Genomic DNA, 26,449 nt, shown 5'->3' on the forward strand with positions numbered 1-26,449 from the left:
GTCCTGGGTGCTAGCGAAACACGTGCGTGATCACGGTGGGTTTGCCTGGCTTGACCTCCAGCGTCGTCCGGTAGGCGGGCTGGGCCGAATTGCGTATCGTCACCTTGTAGCGCCCGGGAGCCAGGCGCAGTGTCTTCAAGGGGGGAGTCACGCCCCTGGACACGCCATTGATCAGGATTTCACCCCAAGGCCGCACGTTGATGCTGACTCGAACGGGCGTAGCCGCCGGCGCTGCGGGCTGGTCAGCCGTGACCGGCTTCGTATCACCGGTGGCGGCCGGGGCCTGCGCCTCCGGTTCGGCAGACGCGGACGCCACCCCCGGGGCTGCGGTGTCCGTCACTCCGTCGGCCAAGGGGCCGGCTGACACCGGGGAGTCAGTCGGCGCGGGAAGGCTGTTGGCTGGCGGCGGCTCGACGGGGGACGGGGCCTCTAGCGAAGGCGACAACGCTCCCGAGCGCACGACGGCAGGCTCGGAGTGAGTGATCACCTTGTTCGGCTTTTCGGTCAGCCGCGTCCACCAATAGACGGCAACGGCAATGGTGGCAAGGCCTAGCAGCGCGGCCTTGCATATCGAGCGCAACTGAAGGCCGCGGCGCGAGGCGTAGACATCGTCGGTCTGGTAAGACGGCTCGGCAGGTTCGGCCGGCTCGGACACTGGCTGCGCCGCGCGTGGCGTCGCAGGCAATGCCAGCAATTCGGCGTACTCGCGCAGCGCCTGCGGCCGGCTGGCAGGCCGCATGGCCAAGCCGGCGTCTATCGCCGCCAGGAACCCGGCGTCGTAGTTGGGCAATTCCTGCGCCGCCAGGGGCCGATATGTGTCATTGACGCGCCGCTCCGGCGCAGCAGGCGGGCGTCGCCCCGTAACCAGCGAGTGCGCCACAGCGCTCAAGGCGTAAATGTCGGTCCAGGGGCCGCGCGGCCATTCGGATGCCTCGGTATACAGTTCGAACGGCGCATATCCCGGCGTAAGGGGTGGAGCATCGGGCGTGCGCGCCGCTGCGGCAAGCGCCATCAAATGCGCTTTGCCGTCTTCGTCCATGCCCACGGAATGCACCGAGATGTCGCCGCACAACCGGCCGTGTTGGTGCAGATCTTCGAGCACCGGGATGAGTTCGGCAATGATGCGTTGAATGCGCTTTTGCGGGACCCCTCCGGCAGTCGTGGCCGCGATCGCACTCAGCGGGCGATGGGCCAGAGGCGCGGCGCCAGCGAAGGGCCCGCGCGGCGATGAAAAACCGGCAGAGGAATACATAACCGAATTAGCGGGATTGATGCTTTCTCGTTGTGCGCCCGTGGCGGCGCCCGATTCCGACGCTAGCAGCGAAGTTTACCGGAGTTACTTTTTATAACGTAAGCTCGCAGTAAGACGCATTATTATCGCGCCGCAACACGCGTTATTGACTCGTACAACGGATATTATCCGAGCATCCCTGGGTGGTTCATTTCACAATGGCTACTCAAGGAACAGGATGTGACTATGTTCCCGACCACCCGTCCCGCAATTGCATATGAATAACCGCGTTGTTTTGCCTGCTTTGCTTTGCGTAGTAGCCCTGCTCGCCGGTTGCGCCGGCATGGGCGCATCAGAGGGCCCCGCCTCGCCCGCTGCCGAAAGCGCCATGAACCACGTCCGCGAGCAATACGCTGCGGGACAGTATGGCGGCGTCATTCGCACGGTCGCCGTATCGGGCGACATCGCCACCGCACCCAAATCGCTGCGCATCGAGGCTTACAAGCTGCAGGCCTTCAGCTACTGCGTGCGTGACTTTGCACAATTGTGCGAAGACACCTTTGTCCGGATCCTGCAGCTGGATCCGGGCTTCACGCTGGCGCCCAATGAAGCGGGCCATCCTCAGTGGGGACCTGTATTCCAGGCCGCCCAGGCGCGCGCGGGCAAGTAGGTCCCCAGGCCCAGAAGCAATCAGCTACAAAAGTAAAAAGGCCGCTGAGTATTCAGCGGCCTTTTATTTGGTGCCGGCCGACTTGCGCCGGCACCGATGGAGGTCAGCCCGAAACTTACTCGGCCGGGCTGTCCTGGCCGTCTTCGGAGTGCGGCGGTTCGACATCCACGGTAACCGGCGCGTCTTCGAAGGGGTTGGCCAATTGGCGGGCGGCTTCGCGCTCGGCAGCCTCGATGGCTTCCTTCTCCTTGCGGGCAATGTGATACGCCAAGCCGGTGCCCGCGGGAATCAGGCGGCCGACAATGACGTTTTCCTTCAGCCCGCGCAGATCGTCGCGCTTGCCCATGATGGCGGCTTCGGTCAGGACACGCGTGGTTTCCTGGAACGAGGCCGCCGAGATGAACGAGTCGGTCGACAGCGAGGCCTTGGTGATGCCGAGCAGTACGTTGTCGTACGAAGCCGGGCGGCCACCATTTGCCGTGACGCGGTCGTTCTCGTTCAAGAGCTCGGAACGTTCGACCTGTTCGCCGGGGATGAAGTCGGTATCGCCCGCATCAACGATGTTCACACGGCGCAGCATCTGGCGAACGATCACCTCGATGTGCTTGTCGTTGATCTTCACGCCCTGCAGACGGTAGACGTCCTGGACTTCGTCGACGATGTAGGTTGCCAGCTTTTCGATGCCTTGCAGGCGCAGGATGTCGTGCGGATCGGCGGGGCCGTCCACAATCATTTCGCCCTTGTTCACCACCTGGCCATCGTGCACGAGCACCTGCTTTTCCTTGGGAATCAGGAATTCGTGGCTGACGCCTTCCAGGTCGGTGATGACCAGGCGCTGCTTGCCCTTGGTGTCCTTGCCGAACGAAACCGTGCCGGTAACGTCGGCCAGCATGCCGGCGTCCTTGGGCGAGCGCGCTTCGAACAACTCGGCCACGCGAGGCAGACCGCCGGTAATGTCGCGGGTCTTCTGCGATTCCTGGGGAATACGCGCCAAGACCTCGCCGACCGACACCTGCTGGCCGTCGCGCACCGTGATCAGGGCGCCCACCGGGAACGAGATGTTCACCGAGTGATCCGTGCCGGCGATCTTGACGTCTTCGCCGTTGTCGTTGACCAGCTTGATCTGCGGACGCATGACGGCCTTGCCGCCGCGCGTCTTGGGCGTAATGACCACGAGCGTCGACAGGCCGGTGATCTCGTCGAGCTGCTTGGCGACAGTGACGCCTTCTTCGATGTTCTCGAAGCGCACCGCGCCGGCGTACTCGGACACGATGGGACGGGTCAGCGGATCCCAGGCCGCCAGACGCGTGCCTGCCTTGACGGCTTCGCCGTCGCCCACCAGCACGGTAGCGCCGTAAGGAATCTTGTGGCGTTCGCGCTCGCGACCGTTGTCGTCGAAGATGGCCAGTTCACCTGAACGCGAGATAGCCACGCGTTCGCCTCGGGCGTTGGTGACATACCGCATCGTGCTGGCAAAACCCACCTTGCCGTTGGACTTGGTTTCCACCGCGCTGGCCAGGGCCGAACGCGACGCCGCACCACCGATGTGGAACGTACGCATGGTCAGCTGCGTGCCCGGTTCGCCGATCGACTGAGCGGCGATGACACCGACGGCCTCACCCACGTTGACGTGGCTGCCACGGCCCAGGTCGCGGCCATAGCAATGTGCGCACAGGCCGTGGCGGGTTTCGCAAGTCAGCGGCGTGCGCACCTTCACTTCGTCGACGCCAAGCCGGTCGATCAGGTCGACCAGGTCTTCGTCGAGCAGCACACCGGCCGTGATCGCCGTTTCCTGCGTGTCGGGATTGACCACGTCGATCGCGGTCACGCGGCCCAGAATGCGATCGCGCAACGGTTCGATGACCTCACCGCCTTCGACCAGCGCCTTCATGGCGTAGCCTTGGCTGGTGCCGCAATCGTCTTCGGTTATGACCAGGTCTTGCGTCACGTCGACCAGGCGGCGGGTCAGGTAGCCCGAGTTCGCCGTCTTCAGCGCGGTATCGGCCAGGCCCTTACGCGCACCGTGAGTCGAGATGAAGTACTGCAGTACGTTCAGGCCTTCGCGGAAGTTCGCGGTAATCGGCGTCTCGATAATGGAGCCGTCGGGCTTGGCCATCAGGCCGCGCATACCGGCCAGCTGGCGAATCTGCGCGGCGGAACCGCGAGCGCCCGAGTCGGCCATCATGTAGATCGAGTTGAACGATTCCTGGCGCACTTCTTCGCCATGGCGGTTGACCACCGGCTCGGTCGCCAGTTGCTCCATCATCGCCTTGCCGACCTTGTCGCTGGCCTTGCCCCAGATATCGACCACGTTGTTGTAGCGCTCTTGCGACGTGACCAGACCCGACGAGTACTGCTTGTCGATTTCCTTCACTTCGCGGCTGGCCTCGGCCAGGATGGTTTCCTTGGCTTTCGGAATCAGCATGTCGCCCATGGCGATGGAGATACCGCCGCGCGTGGCCAGACGGAAGCCCGACTGCATGAGCTTGTCGGCGAAAATCACCGTGTCGCGCAGGCCGCAACGGCGGAACGACTGGTTGATCAGGCGCGAGATTTCTTTCTTCTTCAGCGCCTTGTTCAATACGCTGAAGGGCAGCCCCTTGGGCAGGATCTCGGACAGCAGCGCGCGCCCAACGGTGGTCTCATAGCGACGCACCACGGGCTGTTGCTCGCCATTCTCGTCGCGGTCGTACTCGGTCAGGCGCACGGTGATGCGCGACTGCAGCTCGACCTGGCCGTTGTCGTATGCACGTTGAACTTCGGCAACGTCGGTAAAGAAGATGCCTTCGCCCTGGCCATTGATGCGCTCGCGCGTGGCGTAGTACAGCCCCAGCACGATGTCTTGCGACGGCACGATCGAGGGTTCGCCGTTGGCGGGGAAGAGCACGTTGTTCGACGCCAGCATGAGCGTACGCGCTTCCAGCTGGGCTTCGAGCGAAAGCGGCACGTGCACGGCCATCTGGTCGCCGTCGAAGTCGGCGTTGAACGCCGCGCAAACCAGCGGGTGCAGCTGGATGGCCTTGCCTTCGATCAGCACCGGCTCGAACGCCTGGATACCCAGGCGGTGCAGCGTGGGCGCGCGGTTGAGCATGACGGGGTGTTCGCGAATGACTTCTTCGAGGATGTCCCACACCACCGGCTCTTGGCTTTCCACCAGCTTCTTGGCGGCCTTGATCGTGGTGGCCAGGCCCATCATTTCAAGGCGGTTGAAGATGAAGGGTTTGAACAGCTCCAGCGCCATCAGCTTGGGCAGGCCGCACTGGTGCAGCTTGAGCTGCGGGCCCACCACGATGACGGAACGGCCGGAGTAGTCGACGCGCTTGCCCAGCAGGTTCTGCCGGAAGCGGCCGCTCTTGCCCTTGATCATGTCGGCCAGCGACTTCAGCTGGCGCTTGTTGGCGCCCGTCATGGCCTTGCCGCGGCGACCGTTGTCGAGCAGCGAATCCACCGCTTCCTGCAGCATGCGCTTTTCGTTGCGCAGGATGATTTCGGGCGCCTTCAGTTCCAGCAACCGCTTGAGGCGGTTGTTGCGGTTGATGACGCGCCGGTACAGGTCGTTCAGGTCGGAGGTGGCGAAACGGCCGCCATCCAGCGGCACCAGCGGGCGCAGGTCGGGCGGCAGCACGGGCAGCACTTCCATGACCATCCATTCGGCCTTGATGCCCGACTTCTGGAAGCCTTCCAGCACCTTCAGGCGCTTGGAGATCTTCTTGATCTTGGCTTCCGAGCTGGTGGCCTTGAGCTCGCCACGCAGCGTTTCGACTTCACGGTCGATGTCGATCGTGCGCAGCAATTCGCGCACGGCTTCGGCGCCCATCAGGGCACGGAAGTCGTCGCCATACTCTTCGGTCTTAGCCAGGAAGTCGTCGTCAGACATGATCTGGCCGCGCTTGAGCGGCGTCATGCCGGGCTCGATGACGCACCAGGCCTCGAAGTAAAGCACGCGCTCGATGTCGCGCAGCGTCATGTCGAGCACCATGCCCAGGCGGGACGGCAGGCTCTTGAGGAACCAGATGTGCGCAACGGGGCTGGCCAGTTCGATGTGGCCCATGCGCTCGCGGCGCACCTTGGCCACCGTGACTTCCACGCCGCACTTCTCGCAGATGACGCCACGATGCTTCAGGCGCTTGTACTTGCCGCACAAGCATTCATAGTCTTTGATCGGCCCGAAGATCTTCGAGCAGAACAAACCGTCGCGCTCGGGCTTGAACGTACGATAGTTGATGGTTTCGGGCTTGCGGACTTCGCCGTAAGACCACGAACGGATTTTCTCGGGCGACGCGATGCCGATCTTGATGGCATCGAACTGCTCGTCTTGCGAGACTTGCTTGAAGAGGTCGAGTAGCGCTTTCATCAGTTACGCTCCAAATCCATGTCCAGGGCGAGCGAGCGGATTTCCTTGACCAGCACGTTGAACGATTCCGGCATGCCGGCATCGATGACGTGGTCGCCCTTGACGATGTTTTCGTATACCTTGGTACGGCCGGTGATGTCGTCGGACTTCACCGTCAGCATTTCCTGCAGGGTGTAGGCGGCGCCATAGGCTTCCAGCGCCCACACTTCCATTTCGCCGAAACGCTGGCCGCCAAACTGCGCCTTGCCGCCCAACGGCTGCTGGGTAACCAGCGAGTACGGGCCGGTGGAACGGGCGTGCATCTTGTCGTCGACCAAGTGGTGCAGCTTCAGGTAGTGCATGTAGCCCACCGTGACGGGACGTTCGAATTTCTCGCCGGTACGTCCGTCGTACAACCAGGCCTGAGTGCGCGATTCGGTCAGCTGCATGCGCTTGGCGACGTCATCGGGATAGGCCAGTTCGAGCATCTTGCCGATTTCTTCCTCGGTGGCGCCGTCGAACACCGGCGTGGCAAACGGCACCCCGCCCTTGAGGTTGTGCGCCAGCTCGACGACTTCGTCGTCGCTCAGGGTTTCGACATGCGCGCCGGTGCCCGTGGTGTTGTACACCTTCTCGAGATAGGAGCGAATGTCCTTGGCCTGCGCCGCGCGCTCGTCACGCATCATGTCGGCGATGCGATGGCCCAGGCCCTTTGCGGCCCAACCCAAGTGCACTTCGAGCACCTGCCCGACGTTCATCCGCGACGGTACGCCCAGCGGGTTCAGCACGATGTCGGCGGGGGTGCCGTCGGCCATGTGCGGCATGTCCTCGACCGGCGTGATGCGCGACACGACACCCTTGTTGCCGTGACGGCCGGCCATCTTGTCGCCAGGCTGCAGGCGGCGCTTGACGGCAAGGTAAACCTTGATCATCTTGAGCACGCCAGGAGGCAGCTCGTCGCCTTGCGTCAGCTTCTTGCGCTTTTCCTCGAAGGCCAGGTCGAACTGGTGACGCTTCTGTTCGAGCGATTCCTTGGCCTGCTCCAGCACCACGGCATGGGCTTCGTCGGCCAGGCGGATGTCGAACCACTGCCAGCGGTCCAGGTCAGCCAGGTACGCCTTGGTAATGGTGGCGCCCTTGGCCAGCTTGCGCGGGCCGCCATTGACGGTCTTGCCGATCAGCAGCTTTTCGATACGATCGAACTGGTCGTTTTCGACGATGCGCAGCTGGTCGTTGAGGTCCTGGCGATAGCGGCGCAGTTCATCGTCGATGATGGACTGGGCACGCTTGTCGCGCACGATGCCTTCGCGGGTGAACACCTGGACGTCGATGACGGTGCCCACCATGCCCGAGGGCACGCGCAACGACGTGTCTTTCACGTCGGAGGCTTTTTCGCCAAAGATCGCGCGCAGCAGTTTTTCTTCCGGCGTCAGCTGGGTTTCGCCCTTGGGCGTGACCTTGCCGACCAGCACGTCGTCGGCCTGCACTTCGGCGCCGATGTAGACGATGCCCGAGTCATCCAGCCGGTTGAGCTGGGTCTCGGCCAGGTTGCTGATGTCGCGCGTGATTTCCTCGGGTCCGAGCTTCGTGTCGCGAGCCACGACGGTCAGTTCCTCGATGTGGATCGAGGTATAGCGATCGTCGGCCACGACTTTTTCGGAGATCAGGATCGAGTCTTCGAAGTTGTAGCCGTTCCAGGGCATGAACGCGATCAGCATGTTCTGCCCCAGGGCCAGTTCGCCCAGGTCGGTAGACGCGCCGTCGGCCAGCACATCGCCCTTGGCGACCTTGTCGCCACGCTTGACGATGGGCCGCTGGTTGATGTTGGTGTTCTGGTTGGAACGCGTGTACTTGATCAGGTTGTAGATGTCGACACCGACTTCGCCGGCGACGTTTTCGTCGTCGTTGACGCGAATGACGACACGCTCGGCGTCGACGTGGTCAACCACGCCGCCACGCAGCGCCTGCACCGTGGTGCCCGAGTCGACCGCCACCGTGCGCTCGATACCCGTGCCCACCAGGGGCTTCTCGGGACGCAGGCAGGGCACGGCCTGGCGCTGCATGTTGGCGCCCATCAGTGCACGGTTGGCGTCGTCGTGTTCCAGGAACGGAATCAGCGATGCCGCCACCGACACGATCTGCGACGGCGCCACGTCCATGTAGTGCACGTTGGCCGGCGACGTCAGCATGGTTTCGCCCGCTTCGCGGCAAGCCACCAAGTCGTCGACAAAACGGCCTTCATCGTCGAGCGCGGCGTTGGCCTGCGCGATGACGTAGTTGCTTTCTTCGATGGCCGACAGGTAGTCGATCTGGTCGCTGACCTTGCCGTCGATGATGCGGCGATAAGGCGTTTCCAGGAAGCCGTACTCGTTCAGGCGAGCGTACAGCGCCATGGAGTTGATCAGGCCGATGTTCGGGCCTTCCGGCGTTTCGATCGGGCACACGCGGCCATAGTGCGTGGGATGCACGTCACGCACTTCGAAGCCGGCGCGTTCGCGGGTCAGACCACCCGGGCCCAAAGCGGAAACACGACGCTTGTGCGTGATTTCCGAAAGGGGGTTGGTCTGGTCCATGAACTGCGACAGCTGGCTCGAACCGAAGAACTCCTTGATGGCCGCGGAAATCGGCTTGGAGTTGATCAGATCGTGCGGCATCAGGTTTTCGGTCTCGGCCTGGCCAAGACGTTCCTTGACGGCGCGTTCGACACGCACGAGGCCGGCGCGGAACTGGTTCTCGGCCAGTTCGCCCACGCAGCGCACGCGACGGTTGCCCAGGTGATCGATATCGTCGATCTGGCCACGGCCGTTGCGCAGCTCGACCAGCACCTTGATGGTTTCAAGGATATCTTCGTTGGTCAGCGTCATGGGGCCGGTGATATCTTCACCGCGACCCAGGCGGCTGTTGACCTTCATGCGGCCAACGCGCGACAGGTCGTACGTTTCTTCGCTGTAGAACAGGCGCTGGAACAGCGCTTCAACGGCGTCTTCGGTAGGCGGCTCGCCGGGGCGCATCATGCGATAGATGGCCACGCGCGCGGCCATCTGGTCGGCCGTTTCATCGGTGCGCAGGGTCTGCGAGATGTACGGGCCACGATCCAGGTCGTTGGTGTACAACGTCTGGATGTTGCGCACGTTGGCCGCGCGCAGGGCGCTGAGCACGCTTTCGGTGATCTCGTCGTTGGCGTGCGCCACGACTTCGCCGGTGTCGGGATCGACGATGTTCTTGGCCAGCACGCGGCCATACAGGAACTCTTCGGGCACCGAGATGCGCTGGATATTGGCGTTGGCCATATCGCGCAGGTGCTTGGCGTTGATACGCTTGTCTTTCTCGACGATGACGTTGCCGTCGCGATCGGAGATGTCGAAGCGGGCCATTTCGCCTTTCCAGCGCTCGGGCACGAACTCGATCATGCCGCCTTCGCTCTTGATTTCGAAATTGTCGAAATCAAAGAAATGCGCCAGGATGGATTCCGGCGTCATGCCGATGGCTTTGAGCAGGATCGTCACGGGCATCTTGCGACGACGGTCGACACGGAAGAACAGGATGTCCTTCGGGTCGAATTCGAAATCAAGCCACGAACCACGGTAGGGAATCACGCGGGCCGAGAACAGCAGCTTGCCCGAGCTGTGAGTTTTGCCGCGGTCGTGTTCGAAGAACACGCCGGGCGAACGGTGCAGCTGCGAGACGATGACGCGCTCGGTGCCGTTGATGACAAAGGACCCGGTGCCTGTCATGAGCGGAATTTCGCCCATGTAGACTTCCTGTTCCTTGACCTCTTTGATGGTGGGCTTGCTGACTTCGCGGTCGAGCAGCACCAGGCGCACCTTGGCGCGCAGCGGCGACGCGTAGGTAAGGCCACGTTGTTGGCATTCTTTGACATCGAACACCGGCTCGCCCAGCACGTAGCTGACGAACTCCAAGCGCGCCATTCCGTTATGGCTGACAATCGGGAAAATCGACGAAAACGCCGCCTGCAGGCCTTCGCTTGCGCGTTCGGACGGGGGAGTATCCGCCTGCAGGAAAGTTAGGTAGGATTGAAGCTGTGTCGCCAGCAGGAAGGGGACGTTCTGCACGTCTTCACGCTTGGCGAAGCTTTTGCGGATGCGCTTTTTTTCGGTGTACGAGTAAGGCATGAGCACTCCGACTCGAGGTTGCATGGGCCGTCAACCACGGCCCCAGGTGATACGACTCCAGAAAACCCCTCTGTAAAGGTCACCCTGTCAGCAGGGGTTTCCTGGAAACGCAAAAGCCCGGGGACGGCAAACTGCGCTGTCCCCGGGCAGTTGACGCAAGGCTTATTTGACTTCGACCTTGGCGCCAGCTTCTTCCAGCTTCTTCTTGGCGGCTTCGGCGTCAGCCTTGGCAACGCCTTCCTTGACGGGCTTCGGCGCGCCGTCGACCAGGTCCTTGGCTTCCTTCAGACCCAGGCCGGTCAGTTCACGCACGGCCTTGATGACGCTCACCTTGTTGGCGCCGGCTTCAGCCAGAACCACGGTGAATTCGGTCTGCTCTTCAGCAGCGGCAGCACCGCCACCCGCAGCGGGGGCAGCCACGGCCACGGCGGCGGCAGCAGCCGACACGCCAAACTTCTCTTCCATTTCCTTGATCAGCTCGGACAGCTCGAGCACGGTCATGCCAGCGATGGCGTCAAGGATTTCAGCTTTGTTCAGTGCCATTTTTCAGAACTCCAGAATTGGATAAATGCCAGGTTGGGTGTCGCTCGGTCGTTCAGCGAGTTCCACGGAGCAGGGCTTACGCCGCTGCCTTCTGATCGCGCACGGCGGCAAGGCCACGGGCGAACTTGGTGGGAACTTCGTTGAGCGTACGCACGAATTGCGCGATGGGGGCTTGCATGGTGCCCAGCAGTTTCGAGAGCAGCTCTTCGCGCGAGGGCATGGTGGCCAGGGCCTTCACACCTTCTTGGCTCAGCAAGTTGTTGGGCAGTGCGCCCGCCTTGATGACCAGCTTGTCGTTGCTTTTCGCGAAACCAGCGAGGACCTTGGCCGCCGACACCGGATCTTGGCTGATGCTATAGATCAGCGGACCGGTCAGTTGCTCGGACAGCGGCTCGAAAGCCGTGCCGGCAACCGCACGACGGGCCAGCGAGTTCTTCAGAACACGCAGATACACGCCCGATTCACGCGCAGTTTTGCGCAGTACGGTGACAGAGGCGACGTCCAGACCACGGTACTCGGCGATAACGATCGACTGGGCCTTGGCAACGACTGCCGAGACTTCTTCGATCACCACCGCTTTCTCTTGACGATTGAGACTCACGGTTTGAACACTCCATCAAAAGACGCCTGGGGCCCGGAGGCCTTGCGCGTCAACCGAATGCGGCGCCTGGTTGAGTTCTTCGGGTAAAGAAATCTTCCTGGGGACGCCGTCTACGCTGGATCCGGACTGGATAAGCTCCGGTATTAAGCGGGGCAAGAACGTTACGGCTGCCCGTGCCCTGCTCCAGCGGTCTTTGACAGCAACATCCGGAAATCCGGATGCAGCCCAAAGTTCGTTTTTGCCTTCAGCCGATTAGCTGGCCGAAAGCGAAGCTACTTCTACGCGCGCACCGCCGCCCATGGTGGACGACACGGCAAGCTTGCGCAGGTAAATACCCTTGGCGGCAGCGGGACGGGCCTTTTGCAAGGCGTCAACCAGCGCAGCCAGGTTGGTTTGCAGTTGTTCCACGCCAAACGAGGCGCGGCCGATGGTGGCGTGAATGATGCCGGCCTTGTCGGTACGGTACTGGACCTGACCGGCCTTGGCGTTTTTCACGGCCGTGGCGACGTCGGGGGTCACGGTGCCGACCTTGGGGTTCGGCATCAGGCCGCGCGGGCCCAGGATCTGGCCCAGGGTGCCGACCACACGCATGGTGTCGGGCGAGGCAATGACCACGTCGAAATCGATCTGGCCGCCCTTGATGCTTTCGGCCAGGTCATCCATGCCGACGATGTCGGCGCCAGCCGCACGCGCGGCTTCGGCCTTGTCGCCCTGGGCGAACACGGCCACGCGAACCGACTTGCCGGTGCCGGCGGGCAGCACTACCGAACCACGCACGAGCTGGTCGGATTTCTTGGGGTCGATGCCCAGCTGCACGGCCACGTCGATGGATTCATCGAACTTGGCGGTGGCGGTTTCCTTGACCAGCGCCAGCGCTTCCGAAACGGGATACAGCTTGGTGCGGTCGATTTTCTTGGCGATGGCGGCGGCGCGCTTGGAAAGTTTTGCCATGATCAGACTCCCTCAACCGTGATGCCCATGCTGCGGGCGCTGCCAGCGATCGTGCGAACGGCGGCGTCCAGGTCGGCGGCCGTCAGATCGGGTTCCTTGGTCTTGGCGATTTCTTCGACTTGGGCGCGCGTCAGCGTGCCGACCTTGTCGGTGTGCGGCTTGGCCGAACCCTTTTGCACGCCGGCGGCCTTCTTGATGAGGACCGTCGCGGGCGGGGTCTTCATGATGAAGGTGAAGCTCTTGTCGGCGAAAGCGGTGATCACCACCGGAATCGGCAGACCGGGCTCCATGCCCTGGGTCTTGGCGTTGAACGCCTTGCAGAATTCCATGATGTTCAGGCCACGCTGACCCAGCGCCGGGCCAATCGGGGGAGAGGGGTTTGCCTTACCAGCTGGTACTTGCAGCTTGATAAAGCCGACGATCTTCTTCGCCATGCTTTGCTCCTTGCGGGTTCAAGCGCCCATCGCGAACGCGGCGGGCTCCCCGGGGTTGAGAATCAGGTCTTTTCGACCTGGCTGAAATCGAGTTCGACGGGCGTGGCGCGACCAAAAATGGTGACAGACACGCGCACCTTGCTCTTTTCGTAGTTGACTTCCTCGACGTTGCCGTTGAAGTCTGCAAACGGACCTTCTTTCACGCGAACCATCTCGCCCACTTCGAAGAGGATCTTGGGACGGGGTTTCTCGACGCCCTCTTCCATTTGGGAGAGGATCTTCTCGACTTCTTTTTCGGAAATCGGCGTGGGACGATTGCCCGAGCCACCCAAAAAGCCGGTGACACGGTTGGTGTTCTTGACCAGGTGCCAGGTTTCGTCCGTGAGATCCATTTCGACCAGGACGTAGCCCGGGAAAATGCGACGCTCGCTGATGGACTTCTGGCCACCCTTCATTTCGACGACTTCTTCCGACGGCACCAGGATGCGGCCGAACGACGTCTGCAGGGCCGCACGCTCGATGCGCTCGAGCAGGGCCTTGTGGACGCTTTTTTCCATGCCCGAATAGACATGGACGACATACCAACGTTTACTCATGCGGCGTCCTTATTTCCAGCCCAGCAACAGGCCGTAGAGTATCCATTCGATGCCCTTGTCGAACACCCACATCAACAGGCCCGTTATCGCCACGAAAGCGAATACGATGCCCGTCATCTGGGTGGTTTCTTTGCGGGTGGGCCACGAAACCCGCTTGGTTTCGTTGTAGGCCTCGCCGGCAAAGGCGACCGTACGACGCCCCGGCTCGCTGAGCCAGACGATGATGGCAGCCAACACGAGGCCACCCACGAACACGCCGATACGCAGAGCCATGGGCTGCGCGCTGAGCACCGAAAAACCCACGATGCCAGCAATAACGACAAGTACCGCCAGGCCGAGCTTGACCCGGTCGGAGGTGCTGGTTACGGTTTCTACGCTGGTATTAGACATTTTGCGACGCGAGCCAGCCAAGATTGCGGGGCTTGCGGTGATCTCCCGGCGGTTTGATAGCGAGCGGGGTTGACAACGAACAGGGCCTTGTTGGCCACGGCTTGGGCCAAAGTGTGGCAGGGGCAGTAGGAATCGAACCTACAACCTTCGGTTTTGGAGACCGACGCTCTGCCAATTGAGCTATACCCCTAAAACGCTTGCAACGCGTGATGCATGGCACCTTGCGGAACCATACATAGTACTACTTTTTTCACAAATATGGGAAGCGGCCCCAAAAGGGCCAGCTTCCCGGGCAGATCGCACCAATCAGGCGATGATCTTGGCGACGACGCCGGCGCCGACGGTACGGCCGCCTTCACGGATGGCGAAACGCAGACCTTCTTCCATGGCGATGGGCGCCAGCAGCTTGACCGTCATCGACACGTTGTCGCCCGGCAGCACCATTTCCTTGTCCTTGGGCAGTTCGATCGAGCCGGTCACGTCCGTCGTGCGGAAGTAGAACTGCGGACGATACCCGTTGAAGAACGGCGTGTGACGGCCGCCTTCTTCCTTGGACAGGATGTACACCTCGGCGGTGAATTCCGTGTGCGGCGTGATCGAACCCGGCTTGGCCAGCACCTGGCCACGCTCGACGTCTTCACGCTTGGTGCCGCGCAGCAGAATACCCACGTTGTCGCCGGCCTGGCCCTGATCCAGCAGCTTGCGGAACATTTCCACGCCCGTGCACGTCGTCTTGACCGTCGGCTTGATGCCCACGATTTCGATTTCTTCGCCAACCTTGACCACGCCGCGCTCGACGCGGCCCGTGACCACCGTGCCCCGACCCGAGATCGAGAACACGTCTTCCACAGGCATCAGGAACGTGCCGTCAACCGCGCGCTCCGGCGTCGGAATGTACGTGTCCAGCGCCTCGGCCAGCTTCAGAATCGCCTGCTCGCCCAGCTCGCCCTTGTTGCCTTCGAGCGCCAGCTTGGCCGAACCCTTGATGATCGGCGTGTCGTCGCCAGGAAAATCGTACTTCGACAGCAGCTCGCGCACTTCCATTTCCACCAGCTCGAGCAGCTCGGCGTCATCAACCATGTCGGCCTTGTTCAGGAACACGATGATGTACGGCACGCCAACCTGGCGGCTCAGCAGAATGTGCTCACGCGTCTGCGGCATCGGGCCGTCTGCGGCCGAACACACCAGGATCGCGCCGTCCATCTGCGCCGCGCCCGTGATCATGTTCTTGACGTAGTCAGCGTGGCCCGGGCAGTCAACGTGCGCGTAGTGACGCGTATCCGTCTCGTATTCAACGTGCGACGTGTTGATCGTGATGCCACGCGCCTTCTCTTCCGGCGCCGCGTCGATCTGGTCGTAGCCGCGAGCTTCCCCGCCGAACTTCGTCGACAGCACCGTCGTGATCGCCGCCGTCAACGTCGTTTTGCCGTGGTCAACGTGACCAATCGTACCCACGTTCACGTGCGGCTTGGTACGTTCAAACTTGCCTTTTGCCATGGCTGACTCCTGACCTGGATTGAAGCTTCTGACTAAGAAGAGAACAAAAAGTTGTGGTGCCCATGACGCGGATCGAACGCGTGACCTCTCCCTTACCAAGGGAGTGCTCTACCACTGAGCCACATGGGCAAATTCTGGAGCGGGTGAAGGGAATCGAACCCTCGTCGTAAGCTTGGAAGGCTTCTGCTCTACCATTGAGCTACACCCGCGGGCTATCCTTTCACCTCTCGCCCGTATTCCGCAGTACCCGCCGCACAGCGAACCGAGCGGAAAAACCTGGGGCCTTACATTGAGAATCCAGGCATGGCGCCTGGATTCGGAATATGGGTCTCTGGTGGAGAGGGTTGGATTCGAACCAACGTAGGCGCAAGGCCAACAGATTTACAGTCTGCCCCCTTTAACCACTCGGGCACCCCTCCAGCGGAGAACTAGGGATTATGGGCACTTTTAAATTGAATGTCAAATCGTGCGGCGCCCATTTGTGTGTGAACCGCTAATAGCGATCGAAATAAGCCTGGAGTTTGCCCACATCGCGGGTCTGCGACAGCCCCAGCGTCAGCAGGACGCGCGCTTTTTGGGGGCTGAGTTCGCCCGCGGCGATGAACCCGGCAGCGTCATCGTCGACTTCGCCGTTTCGGCCCACGCGACCGCTGCCCGTGCGGCTGGCACGCACTACCGCGACGCCCGACGCGGCGGCGCGCTGCAAGGCCTGCATCGCGGCATCCGTGGCGTTGCCGTCGCCCACGCCCGCCAGCACGATGCCTTGGCAGCGGCCTGCCAGGAACTCGATCACGTCGCCGCCCAGGTCGACCCCGGCATGCACCACTTCCACCCTGGGCCACCCCCCGGTTTCCAGCGTTTCGAGCGAGAATTCGCTGGCCACTGAATGCACGGTCGTGTTGCCGGAGTAAAAAAACGCCTGCGAACCGCGCATGACGCCGGCCCTGCCCCGGTTCGGCGATGCAAAAGCGTTGACACCGGCGCAGGATATTTTTTGCACTTCGCGTGCGTAGTGGATGTCTTCGTTCATGACGACCAGCGCGCCGCGCCCGCGTGCCTGTGGGCAGGCCGCCAGCGCCGCGGCATAGAACAGATTGGCCGGGCCGTCTGCGCCGGGCGCGGTGGCCGGGCGCATGGCTCCTACCAGCACGACGGGTTTGTCGTGGCGGATGACCAGGCTGAGAAAGTACGCGGTTTCTTCCAGCGTATCGGTGCCGTGGGTGATCACGATGCCGTCCACGGCGGGATCCTGGCACAGCGCCTGGACGCGGCGCGCCAGGCGCGACCAGACGTCATAGGACATGTTCTGGCTGCCGACGCTGGCGACTTGCTCGGCCCGTATATGCGCCAGTTGGCCCAGGCCCGGCACGGCCGCCAGCAGTTCGCTGACGTCGAGCGCGCCGGCGCGATAGGCCGCCGAAGCCTGCTCGGACTGGACGCCGGCGATCGTGCCGCCCGTTGCCAAAACCGCGATGGCAGGCAACCTCGGCTCAGGCATCCAGCACCCCGGACAGCCCCTGCCGTTCAAGCAGGGCGTTTAAATGCTCCCAGCCATGGAAATCGATGACGATCTGGCCTTTTTCGCGCGCGCCCACTTTCAGGGCCACGCGCGTACCCAACTGATCGGAAAGCGCCTCTTCCAGGCGTGCGACGTCGCGCGAGGCGCCGCTTGCCTTTTTGCGCAGCGGCGTTTCCGCGTCCTTGGCCGTCTTTGCAACCAGTTTTTCAGCTTCACGCACCGAGAGCCGCTTGGCGATGATCTGGTTGGCAAGCTGGATCTGCGTGGCGGCGTCCACCGCCAGCAACGCACGCGCGTGGCCCATGTCGATGTCGCCGGCCAGCAACATGGTCTGTACCGGAGCGGCCAGGTTCAGCAGGCGCAGCAGGTTGCTGGTAGCCGAACGCGATCGTCCGATGGCCTGGGCCGCCTGCTCGTGCGTAAGGCCGAACTCGTCCAGCAGCCGGCGCACGCCCTGGGCTTCTTCGAGGGGGTTCAGATCTTCGCGCTGGATGTTTTCGATCAGGGCCATGACCGCGGCGTTTTCGTCGGCCACGTCACGCACCAGCACAGGCACTTCTTTCAGGCCCGCGAGCTGGGCGGCGCGAAAGCGCCGCTCTCCGGCGATGATTTCGTAGCGACCGGGGTCGTCGCCAAGCGCGCGCACAAGAATGGGCTGCATGATGCCCTGGGCTCGAATGGACTCGGCCAATTCATTCAACGCGCCCTCGTCCATGCGCGTGCGGGGCTGGTACTTGCCGGCGCGCATTTTCGAAACCGGCAGGGTAGACGGCGGGCCTTCCGACTTTGCCGGAGTCTTGCCGAAGGTTTCGATGGCAGGCCCGTCTGCACCTAGCAGCGCATCCAGCCCGCGGCCCAGGCCCTTGGGTTTCTTGGTGGCCATGTCGATTAATCCTTTCTACTACTTTCGATATTGGTGTTGGCGGCCTGCAGGCCGCGCGATAAGGTGCCGACCACGGCTACACCCCTCTTGCGCCAGCTGGAACGATACGCCGGCCAACGCCGCCGTGGACGTGTGGATAACCCCAGCATGGCGACAGGGCAGCCATGGCGTCGCGTCAGTCCATGCTTTCGACGCGCTTTACCATCTCGGCGCCAAAAGCGATGTATGCCTGCGCGCCTCGTGAGTTCTCGTCGTACACGACGCCCGGCAGTCCGTAGCTGGGCGCCTCGGCGAGCCTGACGTTGCGCGGAATGACTGTCGAGAACACCTTGTCGCCGAAGTGCGATTCGAGCTGCGCCGACACTTGCTGCTGCAGCGTCATGCGCGGATCGAACATGACACGCAGCAAACCGATCAGGCGCAGTTCACCGTTGATGTTGCGGTGAACGCGCTTGATGGTGTTTACCAGGTCGGACAGCCCTTCGAGCGCGAAGTACTCGCACTGCATGGGGATAATGACGCCATGCGCTGCAGCCAGTCCATTGAGCGTCAGCAGCGACAAGGTGGGCGGACAATCGATAAGAATGAAATCGTAATGCGTGGCTACTGCATCGATGGCGGCCCTTAGTTGCCGCTCTCGTTCATCCATGTTTACCAGGTCGATTTCGGCGCCGGCCAGTTCGCGGTTGGCGGGCAGCACGTCGTATCCACCGGCTTCGGACGACACCCGCGCCTGCTCGATGGAAGACTCGCCTATCAGCACCTGGTAAAGATTGGATTCGAGCGAGCTTTTGTCGATGCCGCTTCCCATGGTGGCGTTGCCCTGGGGGTCCAGGTCTACCAGCAGTACGCGCTTGCCGTGCTTGGCCAGCCCTGCGGCCAAGTTGATGGCAGTAGTGGTCTTGCCTACCCCGCCTTTCTGGTTGGCAATGCAGAATACGCGGGCACTGCGAGGACCTGACGAAGTGGTGTTCATAGAGTTCCTTGACTGCGACGCATCCAGATCAGGCAACGTTGCGCATCCAGCCGGGGCACCTGCAGCGCCTGGATGTCTTCTACGCGCCAATCGCCTTGCTGATGCAAGGCTTCAATCTCGTCTTGCGGGACCTTCCCTTTCATGGCGACGAGCGTACCATCGTTGCGCACATGGCGGCCTGCCAGCGACGCGAAATCCTTGAGCGAAGCGAACGCGCGCGAGATCACCAGGTCGCACTGCGCAGGTTGCAACTGCTCCACCCGCGCATGCACGGCGTGCAGGTTGGGCAGCGCGAGCACGCCCGATACCTGGCGCACAAAAGCCGTTTTCTTTTCGACGGCGTCGACACAGGTAACCTGCCAAGGCGCACGCATGATGGCGAGCACCACGCCGGGCAGACCGCCTCCCGAGCCGACGTCATAGACGCGGGCCGGCGTGTGCGCGGCAATGACGCGACCCAGCGGCGCAATCACACTGAGGCTGTCAAACAGATGTTGCACCAGCATCTGCGCGGGATCACGGATGGCGGTCAGGTTGTAGGTGCGATTCCAACGCTGCATTTGCACCAGATAGCCCAATAGTTTTTCTGCCTGGGGCGTGTCTATGGACACGCCCAGTTCCGCCGCGGCTTCGTGCAGTTGCTGCGACAGGTCGACGCCGGTTGCGGCGCTCATGCGACTTGCTTGCGCGAGCCGTAGTGCAGGCGCTTCAGGTGGATGAGCAGCAGCGATATGGCCGCCGGAGTGACGCCGGACACGCGGGCGGCCTGGCCGATGGTTTCCGGGCGATGCGTCTTGAGCTTTTGCCGCACTTCGAACGACAGGCTGCTCACAGCGTCGTAATCCAGATCGGCGGGAATGGGCTGCTGTTCATGTGCAAGATGCTTTTGCACTTCGTCCTGCTGGCGCGCGATGTAGCCCGCATACTTCACCTGTATTTCTACCTGCTCGGCCAGTATGTCGTCGTCCAGCAGCCCCGGGCCGGCCAACAGCGTGCCGTCGGGGTTGCGCGTCTGCATCAACGTGGCATAGGACACCGCGGGTCGCTTGAGCAAATCTGCTAGTGAGTACTCACGTTCAATTGGTTTGCCGAGCAGTGGCTCGGCTACTTCTGCGGGCAGGGTGCGCGGGTTCACCCACGTGGATTTCAGACGTTGCACTTCTGCAGACACCGCATCGCGTTTGCGGCAGAAGGCATCCCAACGTGCGTCGTCGACCAAGCCCAGCTTGCGTCCGGTTTCGGTGAGCCGCAAGTCGGCGTTGTCTTCGCGCAGGCTGAGGCGATATTCGGCCCGAGAGGTGAACATGCGATACGGTTCAGTGACGCCGCGCGTAACCAGGTCGTCTACCAACACGCCCAGGTAGGCTTCGTCCCGCCGCGGCGTCCAGGCCTCGCGCTCCAGTGCACATAAGGCTGCGTTGGCGCCCGCCAACAAGCCTTGCGCGGCCGCCTCTTCGTACCCTGTGGTGCCGTTGATCTGGCCGGCGAAATACAGGCCGCCGATGGCTTTGGTTTCCAGCGTAGATTTCAAGCCACGCGGATCAAAGTAGTCGTACTCGATCGCGTAACCTGGGCGCAAGATATGTGCGTTTTCCAGGCCGGGCAGCGAATGGATCAGATCCCATTGCACATCGAACGGCAGGCTGGTGGACACGCCGTTGGGATACACCTCGTGCGTATCCAGGCCTTCGGGTTCCAGGAATACCTGGTGCGATTCCTTGTCCGCGAAGCGATGGATCTTGTCTTCGATAGACGGGCAGTACCGGGGGCCTACACCTTCAATGACGCCGCTGTACATGGGCGACCGATCCAACCCTTTCCGGATGATGTCGTGCGTACGCGCATTGGTGTGGGTTACCCAGCACGACACCTGACGCGGATGCATGCCGGTGTTTCCCATGAAAGAAAAAACCGGCACGGGATTAAGGTCGCCCGCCTGTTCTTCCAGCACGCTGTAGTTGATAGAGCGGCCGTCGATGCGTGGCGGCGTGCCCGTCTTCAGCCGCCCTTGCGGAAGTTTCAATTCCTTCAGACGTTGCGCCAGAGAAACCGCCGGAGGATCCCCGGCACGCCCGCCCGAATAGTTCTGCAGGCCGACATGGATCAAGCCATTGAGGAACGTTCCTGCCGTAAGCACAACCGTACGGGCACGGAACTTCAGCCCGATCTGGGTGACGGCGCCTGTCACCCGGTCTCCGTCCACGAGCAGGTCGTCGACGGCTTGCTGGAATATCCAGAGATTCGGCTGGTTTTCCAGCCGGCCGCGAATTGCCTTGCGGTAGAGCACCCGGTCCGCTTGAGCCCGCGTGGCGCGCACTGCAGGACCCTTGGAGCCATTCAGAATCCGGAACTGAATGCCGGCCTCGTCGGTGGCAATGGCCATGGCCCCGCCCAATGCGTCGACTTCTTTGACTAGATGCCCCTTACCGATACCGCCTATGGACGGATTGCAAGACATCTGACCCAAGGTCTCGATGTTGTGAGTCAGAAGGAGGGTTTTCGCGCCGATGCGCGCGGCGGCGAGCGCGGCTTCGGTACCGGCGTGGCCGCCCCCAACGACAATCACGTCAAATTCGCGCGGATAATCCATAGTGCAGAGCAAAACAAAGAGCTAATTAGGCTCCATTATAGAGTGCGCAGAGTTGGTGTTTCACGTGAAACCTAGGAGGAATTGCAATCGGATGAAGCCGATTGTGGCCCCAGTGTTTCACGTGGAACATCGGCACTTTGTCCTTGCGCCTATATGCTCGCTCTTCTGACCGCCAAGATGGTGTTTCGCGGGCGGGTCGTTGGCATATCCGTAGACCGCATACTTACATGAGCTTCGGCTGCCTAGGGCCAATTGAATCGAGACGACGACCCGAGACAATCGCGCTGGACGCTATCCGCGTGGCGTTGTGGATACTCGCAGCTGAACAGCCGACTGCCGGAGGTCTGCCCACCTGGTGCCACGTACCGGGCGCCTATTGAGATTGTTTCACGTGGAACATCCCACCATTTCGTTGCATGACTTACGGGCCGTATGCCTAAGGGCTACGTGCCGGACCCATAGTTGATTCACGCCAAATAGTCGGCCGGATTTCCTTCGCACTGGGAACCTTTGATAATCGAACCAGCGTGCCGGCTTGGATCATCAAACAAGAATGGGCAACGCAAGGCCGACCTATCGCGTCCCGCCAAGCCATATCTCACCTATAGGTACTTAGGCACGTCATGTGGCTGATGTCCCCCTTATTGCGGTTAACACCCGAGGCACTACGCGTTGGAAGCACCATGCCGAACTCAACGATCGGGGCAATAACTGAGGTTGAACGACTTGAGCCTTGATGGGTGCATCCTAGGCGCCAGGGCGATGACCCCGGTGTTAAATATCCGAAAGCCCAATATCCAAGACACGCCGTCTTTAGGCGCAGTGCGTTCCGAGTTCGCTTGAAAGTTACCTAGCGTTTAGCCCGTACGGGGCGGCACCCCAGAAGTCATGTTTCACGTGGAACACATCACGCCGCGGTTAAGGCTCGACGAGCCCAGACGCAACTATCCACACAAACGTGTCACTTCTGCGTCACGGAGCAGGCGCAGGCATGCAAGGGCGCAAATCTGGGGATATCTTTGTGAACAACTGCCCGCCCCATGCGGCGGTGCAATAAGAAAACAGCACGGCACGCCCGCGCTGCGTTATCCCGGATCCGCGGCATTAGCCGCACGAACGACGATAAGTGCCGGAAATCATGGCAGTTTTTGAAACAGCACCTCGCCACCCTCCGTGTGGACGGTAAGGTGCCGGACGTTCTGCAGCTTCGGTGCGCCGGCATGTTCCACTGTGCAAAACTATTTCGGTACACGAGCCTATTACGGCCTTATCCCGGCCGCCTTCCACCACCCGGCCGCTTCTCCACAGTGTTATCCCCAAGCTTACTCACAGCGGTTGGCTGGGCGAAGGCGACAACGGCCGAGCCAGAAATAACAACGCCCCGCAAGCTGTGCAGCTTCGGGGCGCGGCAGCCAGGGGGGCCCTGGCAGAAGAACGGACTATACCGATTCAGAGCGGACGGATATCGGCCGCCTGAGGCCCTTTGGGCCCTTCCTTGACTTCGAACTCGACTTCCTGACCTTCGTTCAGGCTGCGATAACCACGCCCCTGAATCGCGGAGAAATGTGCAAACACGTCGGTGCCGCCGGCGTCCGGGGTAATGAAACCGAAGCCCTTGTCGGCGTTAAACCATTTGACCTTGCCCTTCTGAACCATTGTCTAGCGTCCTGGTAGTAAAAACGAATGCAAGTGAATCAAGGACGCCAACGCTGTAAAGGCCTGTGCAACACTTGAATCAACTGCGAAAGCCAGCATACTCACGGGTCTTGGACAAGACAAATAGTTGTTTACCCCTATGTGGCTTTTTCCCCAAGCCGGATCGCGTAAATATCCCTGTCACGTGTGCCGGAGCCAGGCGTCAATAGTGGGATACTTACGTGTTTTCAATTCACGACCTCGCCGCTGTACAACACCATGATCCGATCGAAGCTGCCAGATGTCGGCACGACTATTTTTACCGTCATGAGCCGCCTGGCCACTGAGCACGACGCTATCAACCTGGGGCAAGGGTTTCCCGATTTTGATCCCGACCCTCGCCTTTGCTCGCTCGTCACCGAAGCAATGCGCGCCGGCCATAATCAGTACCCCTATATGCCTGGCGTCGCACCGCTGCGTCAAAGCATTGCCGACAAAATCAATACCCTGTACGGGCACGCCTACGACCCCGAAACCGAAATCACCGTCACCAGCGGCGCAACCGAAGCCCTGATGGCCACCATACTGGCCTCTGTAAACAGCGGCGACGAAGTCGTGGTCATCGAGCCCTGCTTCGACTGCTATCTGCCCGGCATACGCCTGGCCGGGGGCACGGCGGTGCCTGTACCCTTGCGCGCCCCCACGCAAGACGACCCTCATTACCGCATCGACTGGCAACGGGTACGCGACGCCATTACTTCACGCACGCGGCTGCTGATACTCAACTTCCCCCACAACCCCACGGGCGCAGTACTGGACGACAGCGATCTGGATGTGCTGGAAACCATCGTCAGCGAAACGGGTGTGCTGTTGCTGTCCGACGAGGTATACGAACATATCGTGTTCGACGGACGGCCGCACGCCAGCCTGGCCCGGCGCCCCCTGCTGGCCGAACACGCCTTCGTGATTTCGTCGTTCGGCAAGACCTACCACACGACAGGCTGGAAAATCGGGTACTGCTGCGCGCCTCGCCACCTGAGCGCCGAACTGCGCAAAGTGCACCAATTCATGGTGTTTACGGTTTCATCGCCCATGCAGTTCGCGTTGGCCGAGTACATGCGCGACCCCAAACCGTATACGGAACTGTCCGCGTTCTACCAGGCCAAGCGCGACCGGCTGGCCGCCGGCCTTGCCGGTACGCGGTTCAAGCCGCTGCCAAGCGCGGGAACGTTCTTTCTGCTGGCCGACTACAGCGCGATTTCCCGGCAATCGGAATCCGACTTCGCGCAGGACCTGACGGTACGCCACGGTGTCACCGTTATTCCGGTTTCCGCGTTCTATCAGCACCCCGATGCGCCGCAGTCGAACCATCAGTTGGTGCGTTTTTGCTTCGCCAAAAAGGATGCCACGCTGGATGACGCTATCGAGCGACTGGCGGCCGTATAAAAAAGGGGCCAGATCAATGATCTGGCCCCATTAAAGCAGTGGTCAGGCTGCCGCGTTGCGCGGCTGGCGATGCTGTCGCCTGCGACGCAGTATCTGCGGCACAACAACCACTGCTGCGGCGGCAATCCACAGGCCGACTGATACGGGGCTGCTGTACAGCACCGACAGTTCACCGTTGGTAATCGAAAGGGCGCGACGCAAGCTCTGTTCCATCATGTCGCCCAGCACCACGCCAAGCACCAGGGGCGCCATGGGCACGCCGAACTTGCGCAGCAAGTACCCGATGGCGCCGACGCCCACCACCATCAGCAAGTCGAACGTACCGGCATTGATCGCGTATACGCCGATGTAGCTGATGCTCAGGATGCCCGGCACCATCAGCCAGCCCGGTACCGACAGCACCTTCGAAAACACACGCACCATAGGCACGTTCATCAGGAACAACAGCACGTTGGCGATGAACAATGACGCGATAAGCCCCCAAACCAGTTCTGGCTTGGTGTCGAACAGCACGGGGCCGGGCGTAATGTTGTAGAGCGTGAGCGCGCCCATCATCACCGCCGTGGTGCCCGATCCGGGCACGCCCAGGGTCAGCATGGGAACGAACGACCCGATCGCCGACGCGGTGGCCGCCGACTCGGGCGCGACCAGCCCGCGCATGTCGCCTTTGCCGAACTTGGCATCGGGGTCCTTGCCTTCGATGATGCGTTTCTCTTGGGAATACGCCACGGCGGCGGCCACGCTGGCGCCCGCGCCAGGCAATACCCCGACGCCGAATCCGACCAGCGAGCTGCGTCCGATGCTGCCCGCGGTAAAGGCGAGTTCCTTCAGGTTGAACAGCTTGCGGCCGCTGGGCTTGACCTCGACGCTGTGACCTGCAACCACCTTTTCCAGCATTTCCAGCATTTCCGCCATGGCAAACAGCGCAATAACCACCACAACGAAATCGACGCCGTCGGCCAGGTGTACCGATTCGAACGTATAGCGATAGACGCCGGAATTCGAGTCCACGCCGATCACGGAAATACCGAGGCCTATCATGGCTGCCAGCACGCCCTTGACCGGCTGCTTGCCCAGCAGGCTGGTCAGGCAGCAGAACGCGAACACCATCAGCACAAAGTATTCCGCGGGCCCGAACGCCAGCGCCCACCGGGCCAGCAGCGGCGCAAGCAGAACGATGCCTGTCACCGACACAAGAGCGCCGACGAAAGCCGACGCTGCCGACAGGGAAAGCGCCACGTTGGCCAACCCCTGCCGGGCCAACGGATAGCCGTCCAGTGTCGTCATGATGGCGCTGGCTTCACCGGGCACGTTAAGCAGGATGGACGTAATGCGCCCGCCGTACTCCGCTCCCACATATACCGCCGCAAGCAGGATCAGCGCGGTTTCGGGGGGCAGGTTCATGGCGAAGGCGATCGGTATCAGCATGGCCACGCCGTTGATGGGGCCCAGGCCTGGCAATACGCCCACCATGGTGCCGATGAATGAGCCTATGGCCGCCACCAGCAGGTTGGTCAGCGAGAACGCGACGCCAAAGCCGATAGACAGATGGTCGATGATGCCGCTCATAGCAGATCCCCCAGCAGGCCGGCTGGCAACACCACATCCAGCACCTGATCAAACAGTACAAAGAAGAACACGCCCATGATCAGGCCGCCAACGGCGCACTTGAGCCAGGTGCCGCCAAATAGACGGCCCACGAACATCGTCATCAGCGTGGTGGCAAGCACAAAGCCCAACCACTGGAACAGGAAAGCGTAGCCGCCGGCAACCAGCACCATCAGGGCAATCCGCGAATTTGCGCCTGCGGAGTTGGCTTCGACCGGATTGCCGCCCTTGATGGCCAGGCGCAGGCCGCACAGGCCGATGATCAGCGCAATCAGCATGGGAAAGGCGCGCGGCCCCACGGGCTCGTACGCAAACGGCGCTTCGATGTCCCAGCCGGCCCACGTCATGAGGGCGGCCAGGACCAGGGCGGCAATGCCCAGGGTTCGATCGTTCATGATCAATATCCAAGAATC

20 protein-coding genes and 4 tRNA genes are annotated in these 26,449 nt (G+C 61.8%); 2 read left to right on the forward strand and 22 right to left on the reverse strand.

Going from position 1 to position 26,449, the window contains the following annotated elements:
- Nucleotides 1–10: 10 nt before the first annotated feature.
- Complete coding sequence (locus CAL19_RS18435; protein ID WP_094797611.1) at nt 11–1,252, reverse strand: hypothetical protein; 1,242 nt, start codon at nt 1,250–1,252, stop codon at nt 11–13.
- A 256-nt stretch (nt 1,253–1,508) separates the two neighbouring features.
- Between CAL19_RS18435 and CAL19_RS18440 the strand changes: the two genes are divergently transcribed.
- A complete protein-coding gene (locus tag CAL19_RS18440; RefSeq protein ID WP_026639795.1) occupies nt 1,509–1,901 on the forward strand; it encodes a TssQ family T6SS-associated lipoprotein in 393 nt (130 codons plus the stop codon).
- A 115-nt stretch (nt 1,902–2,016) separates the two neighbouring features.
- On the opposite strand, the gene rpoC is transcribed toward CAL19_RS18440, so the two are convergent.
- The 19 genes from rpoC to CAL19_RS18535 all read right to left on the reverse strand — a co-directional run bounded on the left by rpoC (nt 2,017) and on the right by CAL19_RS18535 (nt 23,003).
- Complete coding sequence (gene rpoC / locus CAL19_RS18445) at nt 2,017–6,255, reverse strand: DNA-directed RNA polymerase subunit beta' (RefSeq protein ID WP_026639796.1); 4,239 nt, start codon at nt 6,253–6,255, stop codon at nt 2,017–2,019.
- Nucleotides 6,255–10,367 carry a DNA-directed RNA polymerase subunit beta gene (gene rpoB, locus CAL19_RS18450; protein ID WP_026639797.1) on the reverse strand — a complete coding sequence of 1,371 codons (4,113 nt, stop codon included), beginning with the start codon at nt 10,365–10,367 and terminating at the stop codon, nt 6,255–6,257. Before rpoB ends, rpoC begins: the two co-directional genes overlap by 1 nt.
- A 162-nt stretch (nt 10,368–10,529) precedes the next feature.
- Nucleotides 10,530–10,910, reverse strand: coding sequence for a 50S ribosomal protein L7/L12 (gene rplL, locus CAL19_RS18455; protein ID WP_026639798.1), 381 nt, complete (start codon nt 10,908–10,910; stop codon nt 10,530–10,532).
- 76 nt (nt 10,911–10,986) lie between these two features.
- On the reverse strand, nt 10,987–11,511 hold the full coding sequence (gene rplJ, locus CAL19_RS18460; protein ID WP_026639799.1) for a 50S ribosomal protein L10: 525 nt from the start codon (nt 11,509–11,511) through the stop codon (nt 10,987–10,989).
- A gap of 252 nt (nt 11,512–11,763) precedes the next feature.
- Nucleotides 11,764–12,462, reverse strand: coding sequence for a 50S ribosomal protein L1 (rplA, locus tag CAL19_RS18465; RefSeq protein ID WP_026639800.1), 699 nt, complete (start codon nt 12,460–12,462; stop codon nt 11,764–11,766).
- Nucleotides 12,463–12,464: 2 nt separating this feature from the next.
- Nucleotides 12,465–12,896 (reverse strand): 50S ribosomal protein L11, encoded by a 432-nt coding sequence (gene rplK / locus CAL19_RS18470; protein ID WP_026639801.1) that lies wholly within the window; start codon nt 12,894–12,896, stop codon nt 12,465–12,467.
- Nucleotides 12,897–12,958: 62 nt separating this feature from the next.
- A complete protein-coding gene (nusG, locus tag CAL19_RS18475; RefSeq protein WP_026639802.1) occupies nt 12,959–13,492 on the reverse strand; it encodes a transcription termination/antitermination protein NusG in 534 nt (177 codons plus the stop codon).
- Between the two features lie 9 nt (nt 13,493–13,501).
- Nucleotides 13,502–13,882 carry a preprotein translocase subunit SecE gene (gene secE, locus CAL19_RS18480; protein WP_026639803.1) on the reverse strand — a complete coding sequence of 127 codons (381 nt, stop codon included), beginning with the start codon at nt 13,880–13,882 and terminating at the stop codon, nt 13,502–13,504.
- 114 nt (nt 13,883–13,996) lie between these two features.
- Nucleotides 13,997–14,072 (reverse strand) — tRNA-Trp (locus CAL19_RS18485).
- Between the two features lie 116 nt (nt 14,073–14,188).
- A complete protein-coding gene (tuf, locus tag CAL19_RS18490; protein ID WP_094797612.1) occupies nt 14,189–15,379 on the reverse strand; it encodes an elongation factor Tu in 1,191 nt (396 codons plus the stop codon).
- Nucleotides 15,380–15,433: 54 nt separating this feature from the next.
- Nucleotides 15,434–15,508 (reverse strand) — tRNA-Thr (locus CAL19_RS18495).
- 6 nt (nt 15,509–15,514) lie between these two features.
- Nucleotides 15,515–15,588, reverse strand: a tRNA-Gly gene (locus CAL19_RS18500).
- Nucleotides 15,589–15,711: 123 nt separating this feature from the next.
- A tRNA-Tyr gene (locus tag CAL19_RS18505) sits at nt 15,712–15,798 on the reverse strand.
- Nucleotides 15,799–15,872: 74 nt separating this feature from the next.
- Nucleotides 15,873–16,877, reverse strand: coding sequence for an asparaginase (locus CAL19_RS18510; protein WP_026640530.1), 1,005 nt, complete (start codon nt 16,875–16,877; stop codon nt 15,873–15,875).
- Nucleotides 16,870–17,781: a ParB/RepB/Spo0J family partition protein gene (locus CAL19_RS18515; RefSeq protein WP_026640531.1), complete on the reverse strand. Its 912-nt coding sequence runs from the start codon at nt 17,779–17,781 to the stop codon at nt 16,870–16,872. Before CAL19_RS18515 ends, CAL19_RS18510 begins: the two co-directional genes overlap by 8 nt.
- 175 nt (nt 17,782–17,956) lie before the next feature.
- A complete protein-coding gene (locus CAL19_RS18520; protein ID WP_026640532.1) occupies nt 17,957–18,757 on the reverse strand; it encodes a ParA family protein in 801 nt (266 codons plus the stop codon).
- Complete coding sequence (rsmG, locus tag CAL19_RS18525) at nt 18,754–19,431, reverse strand: 16S rRNA (guanine(527)-N(7))-methyltransferase RsmG (protein WP_094797613.1); 678 nt, start codon at nt 19,429–19,431, stop codon at nt 18,754–18,756. The genes CAL19_RS18520 and rsmG overlap by 4 nt, the downstream gene beginning before the upstream one ends.
- The gene (gene mnmG / locus CAL19_RS18530) at nt 19,428–21,347 is read right to left on the reverse strand and encodes a tRNA uridine-5-carboxymethylaminomethyl(34) synthesis enzyme MnmG (protein WP_094797614.1); all 1,920 of its coding nucleotides are present in this window, start codon (nt 21,345–21,347) and stop codon (nt 19,428–19,430) included. The genes rsmG and mnmG overlap by 4 nt, the downstream gene beginning before the upstream one ends.
- A gap of 1,449 nt (nt 21,348–22,796) precedes the next feature.
- On the reverse strand, nt 22,797–23,003 hold the full coding sequence (locus tag CAL19_RS18535; protein ID WP_026640535.1) for a cold-shock protein: 207 nt from the start codon (nt 23,001–23,003) through the stop codon (nt 22,797–22,799).
- A gap of 258 nt (nt 23,004–23,261) precedes the next feature.
- Between CAL19_RS18535 and CAL19_RS18540 the strand changes: the two genes are divergently transcribed.
- Nucleotides 23,262–24,428, forward strand: coding sequence for a pyridoxal phosphate-dependent aminotransferase (locus CAL19_RS18540; RefSeq protein WP_094797615.1), 1,167 nt, complete (start codon nt 23,262–23,264; stop codon nt 24,426–24,428).
- 42 nt (nt 24,429–24,470) lie between these two features.
- On the opposite strand, the gene CAL19_RS18545 is transcribed toward CAL19_RS18540, so the two are convergent.
- Together CAL19_RS18545 and CAL19_RS18550 are read right to left on the reverse strand one after the other, a co-directional pair.
- Nucleotides 24,471–25,997 carry a tripartite tricarboxylate transporter permease gene (locus CAL19_RS18545; protein ID WP_026640537.1) on the reverse strand — a complete coding sequence of 509 codons (1,527 nt, stop codon included), beginning with the start codon at nt 25,995–25,997 and terminating at the stop codon, nt 24,471–24,473.
- Entirely contained in the window at nt 25,994–26,431 is a 438-nt protein-coding gene (locus CAL19_RS18550; RefSeq protein WP_026640538.1) for a tripartite tricarboxylate transporter TctB family protein, read from the reverse strand. Before CAL19_RS18550 ends, CAL19_RS18545 begins: the two co-directional genes overlap by 4 nt.
- Nucleotides 26,432–26,449: the final 18 nt, after the last annotated feature.

The organism is Bordetella genomosp. 7, from assembly GCF_002261265.1.
GTDB lineage: Bacteria > Pseudomonadota > Gammaproteobacteria > Burkholderiales > Burkholderiaceae_B > Bordetella_A.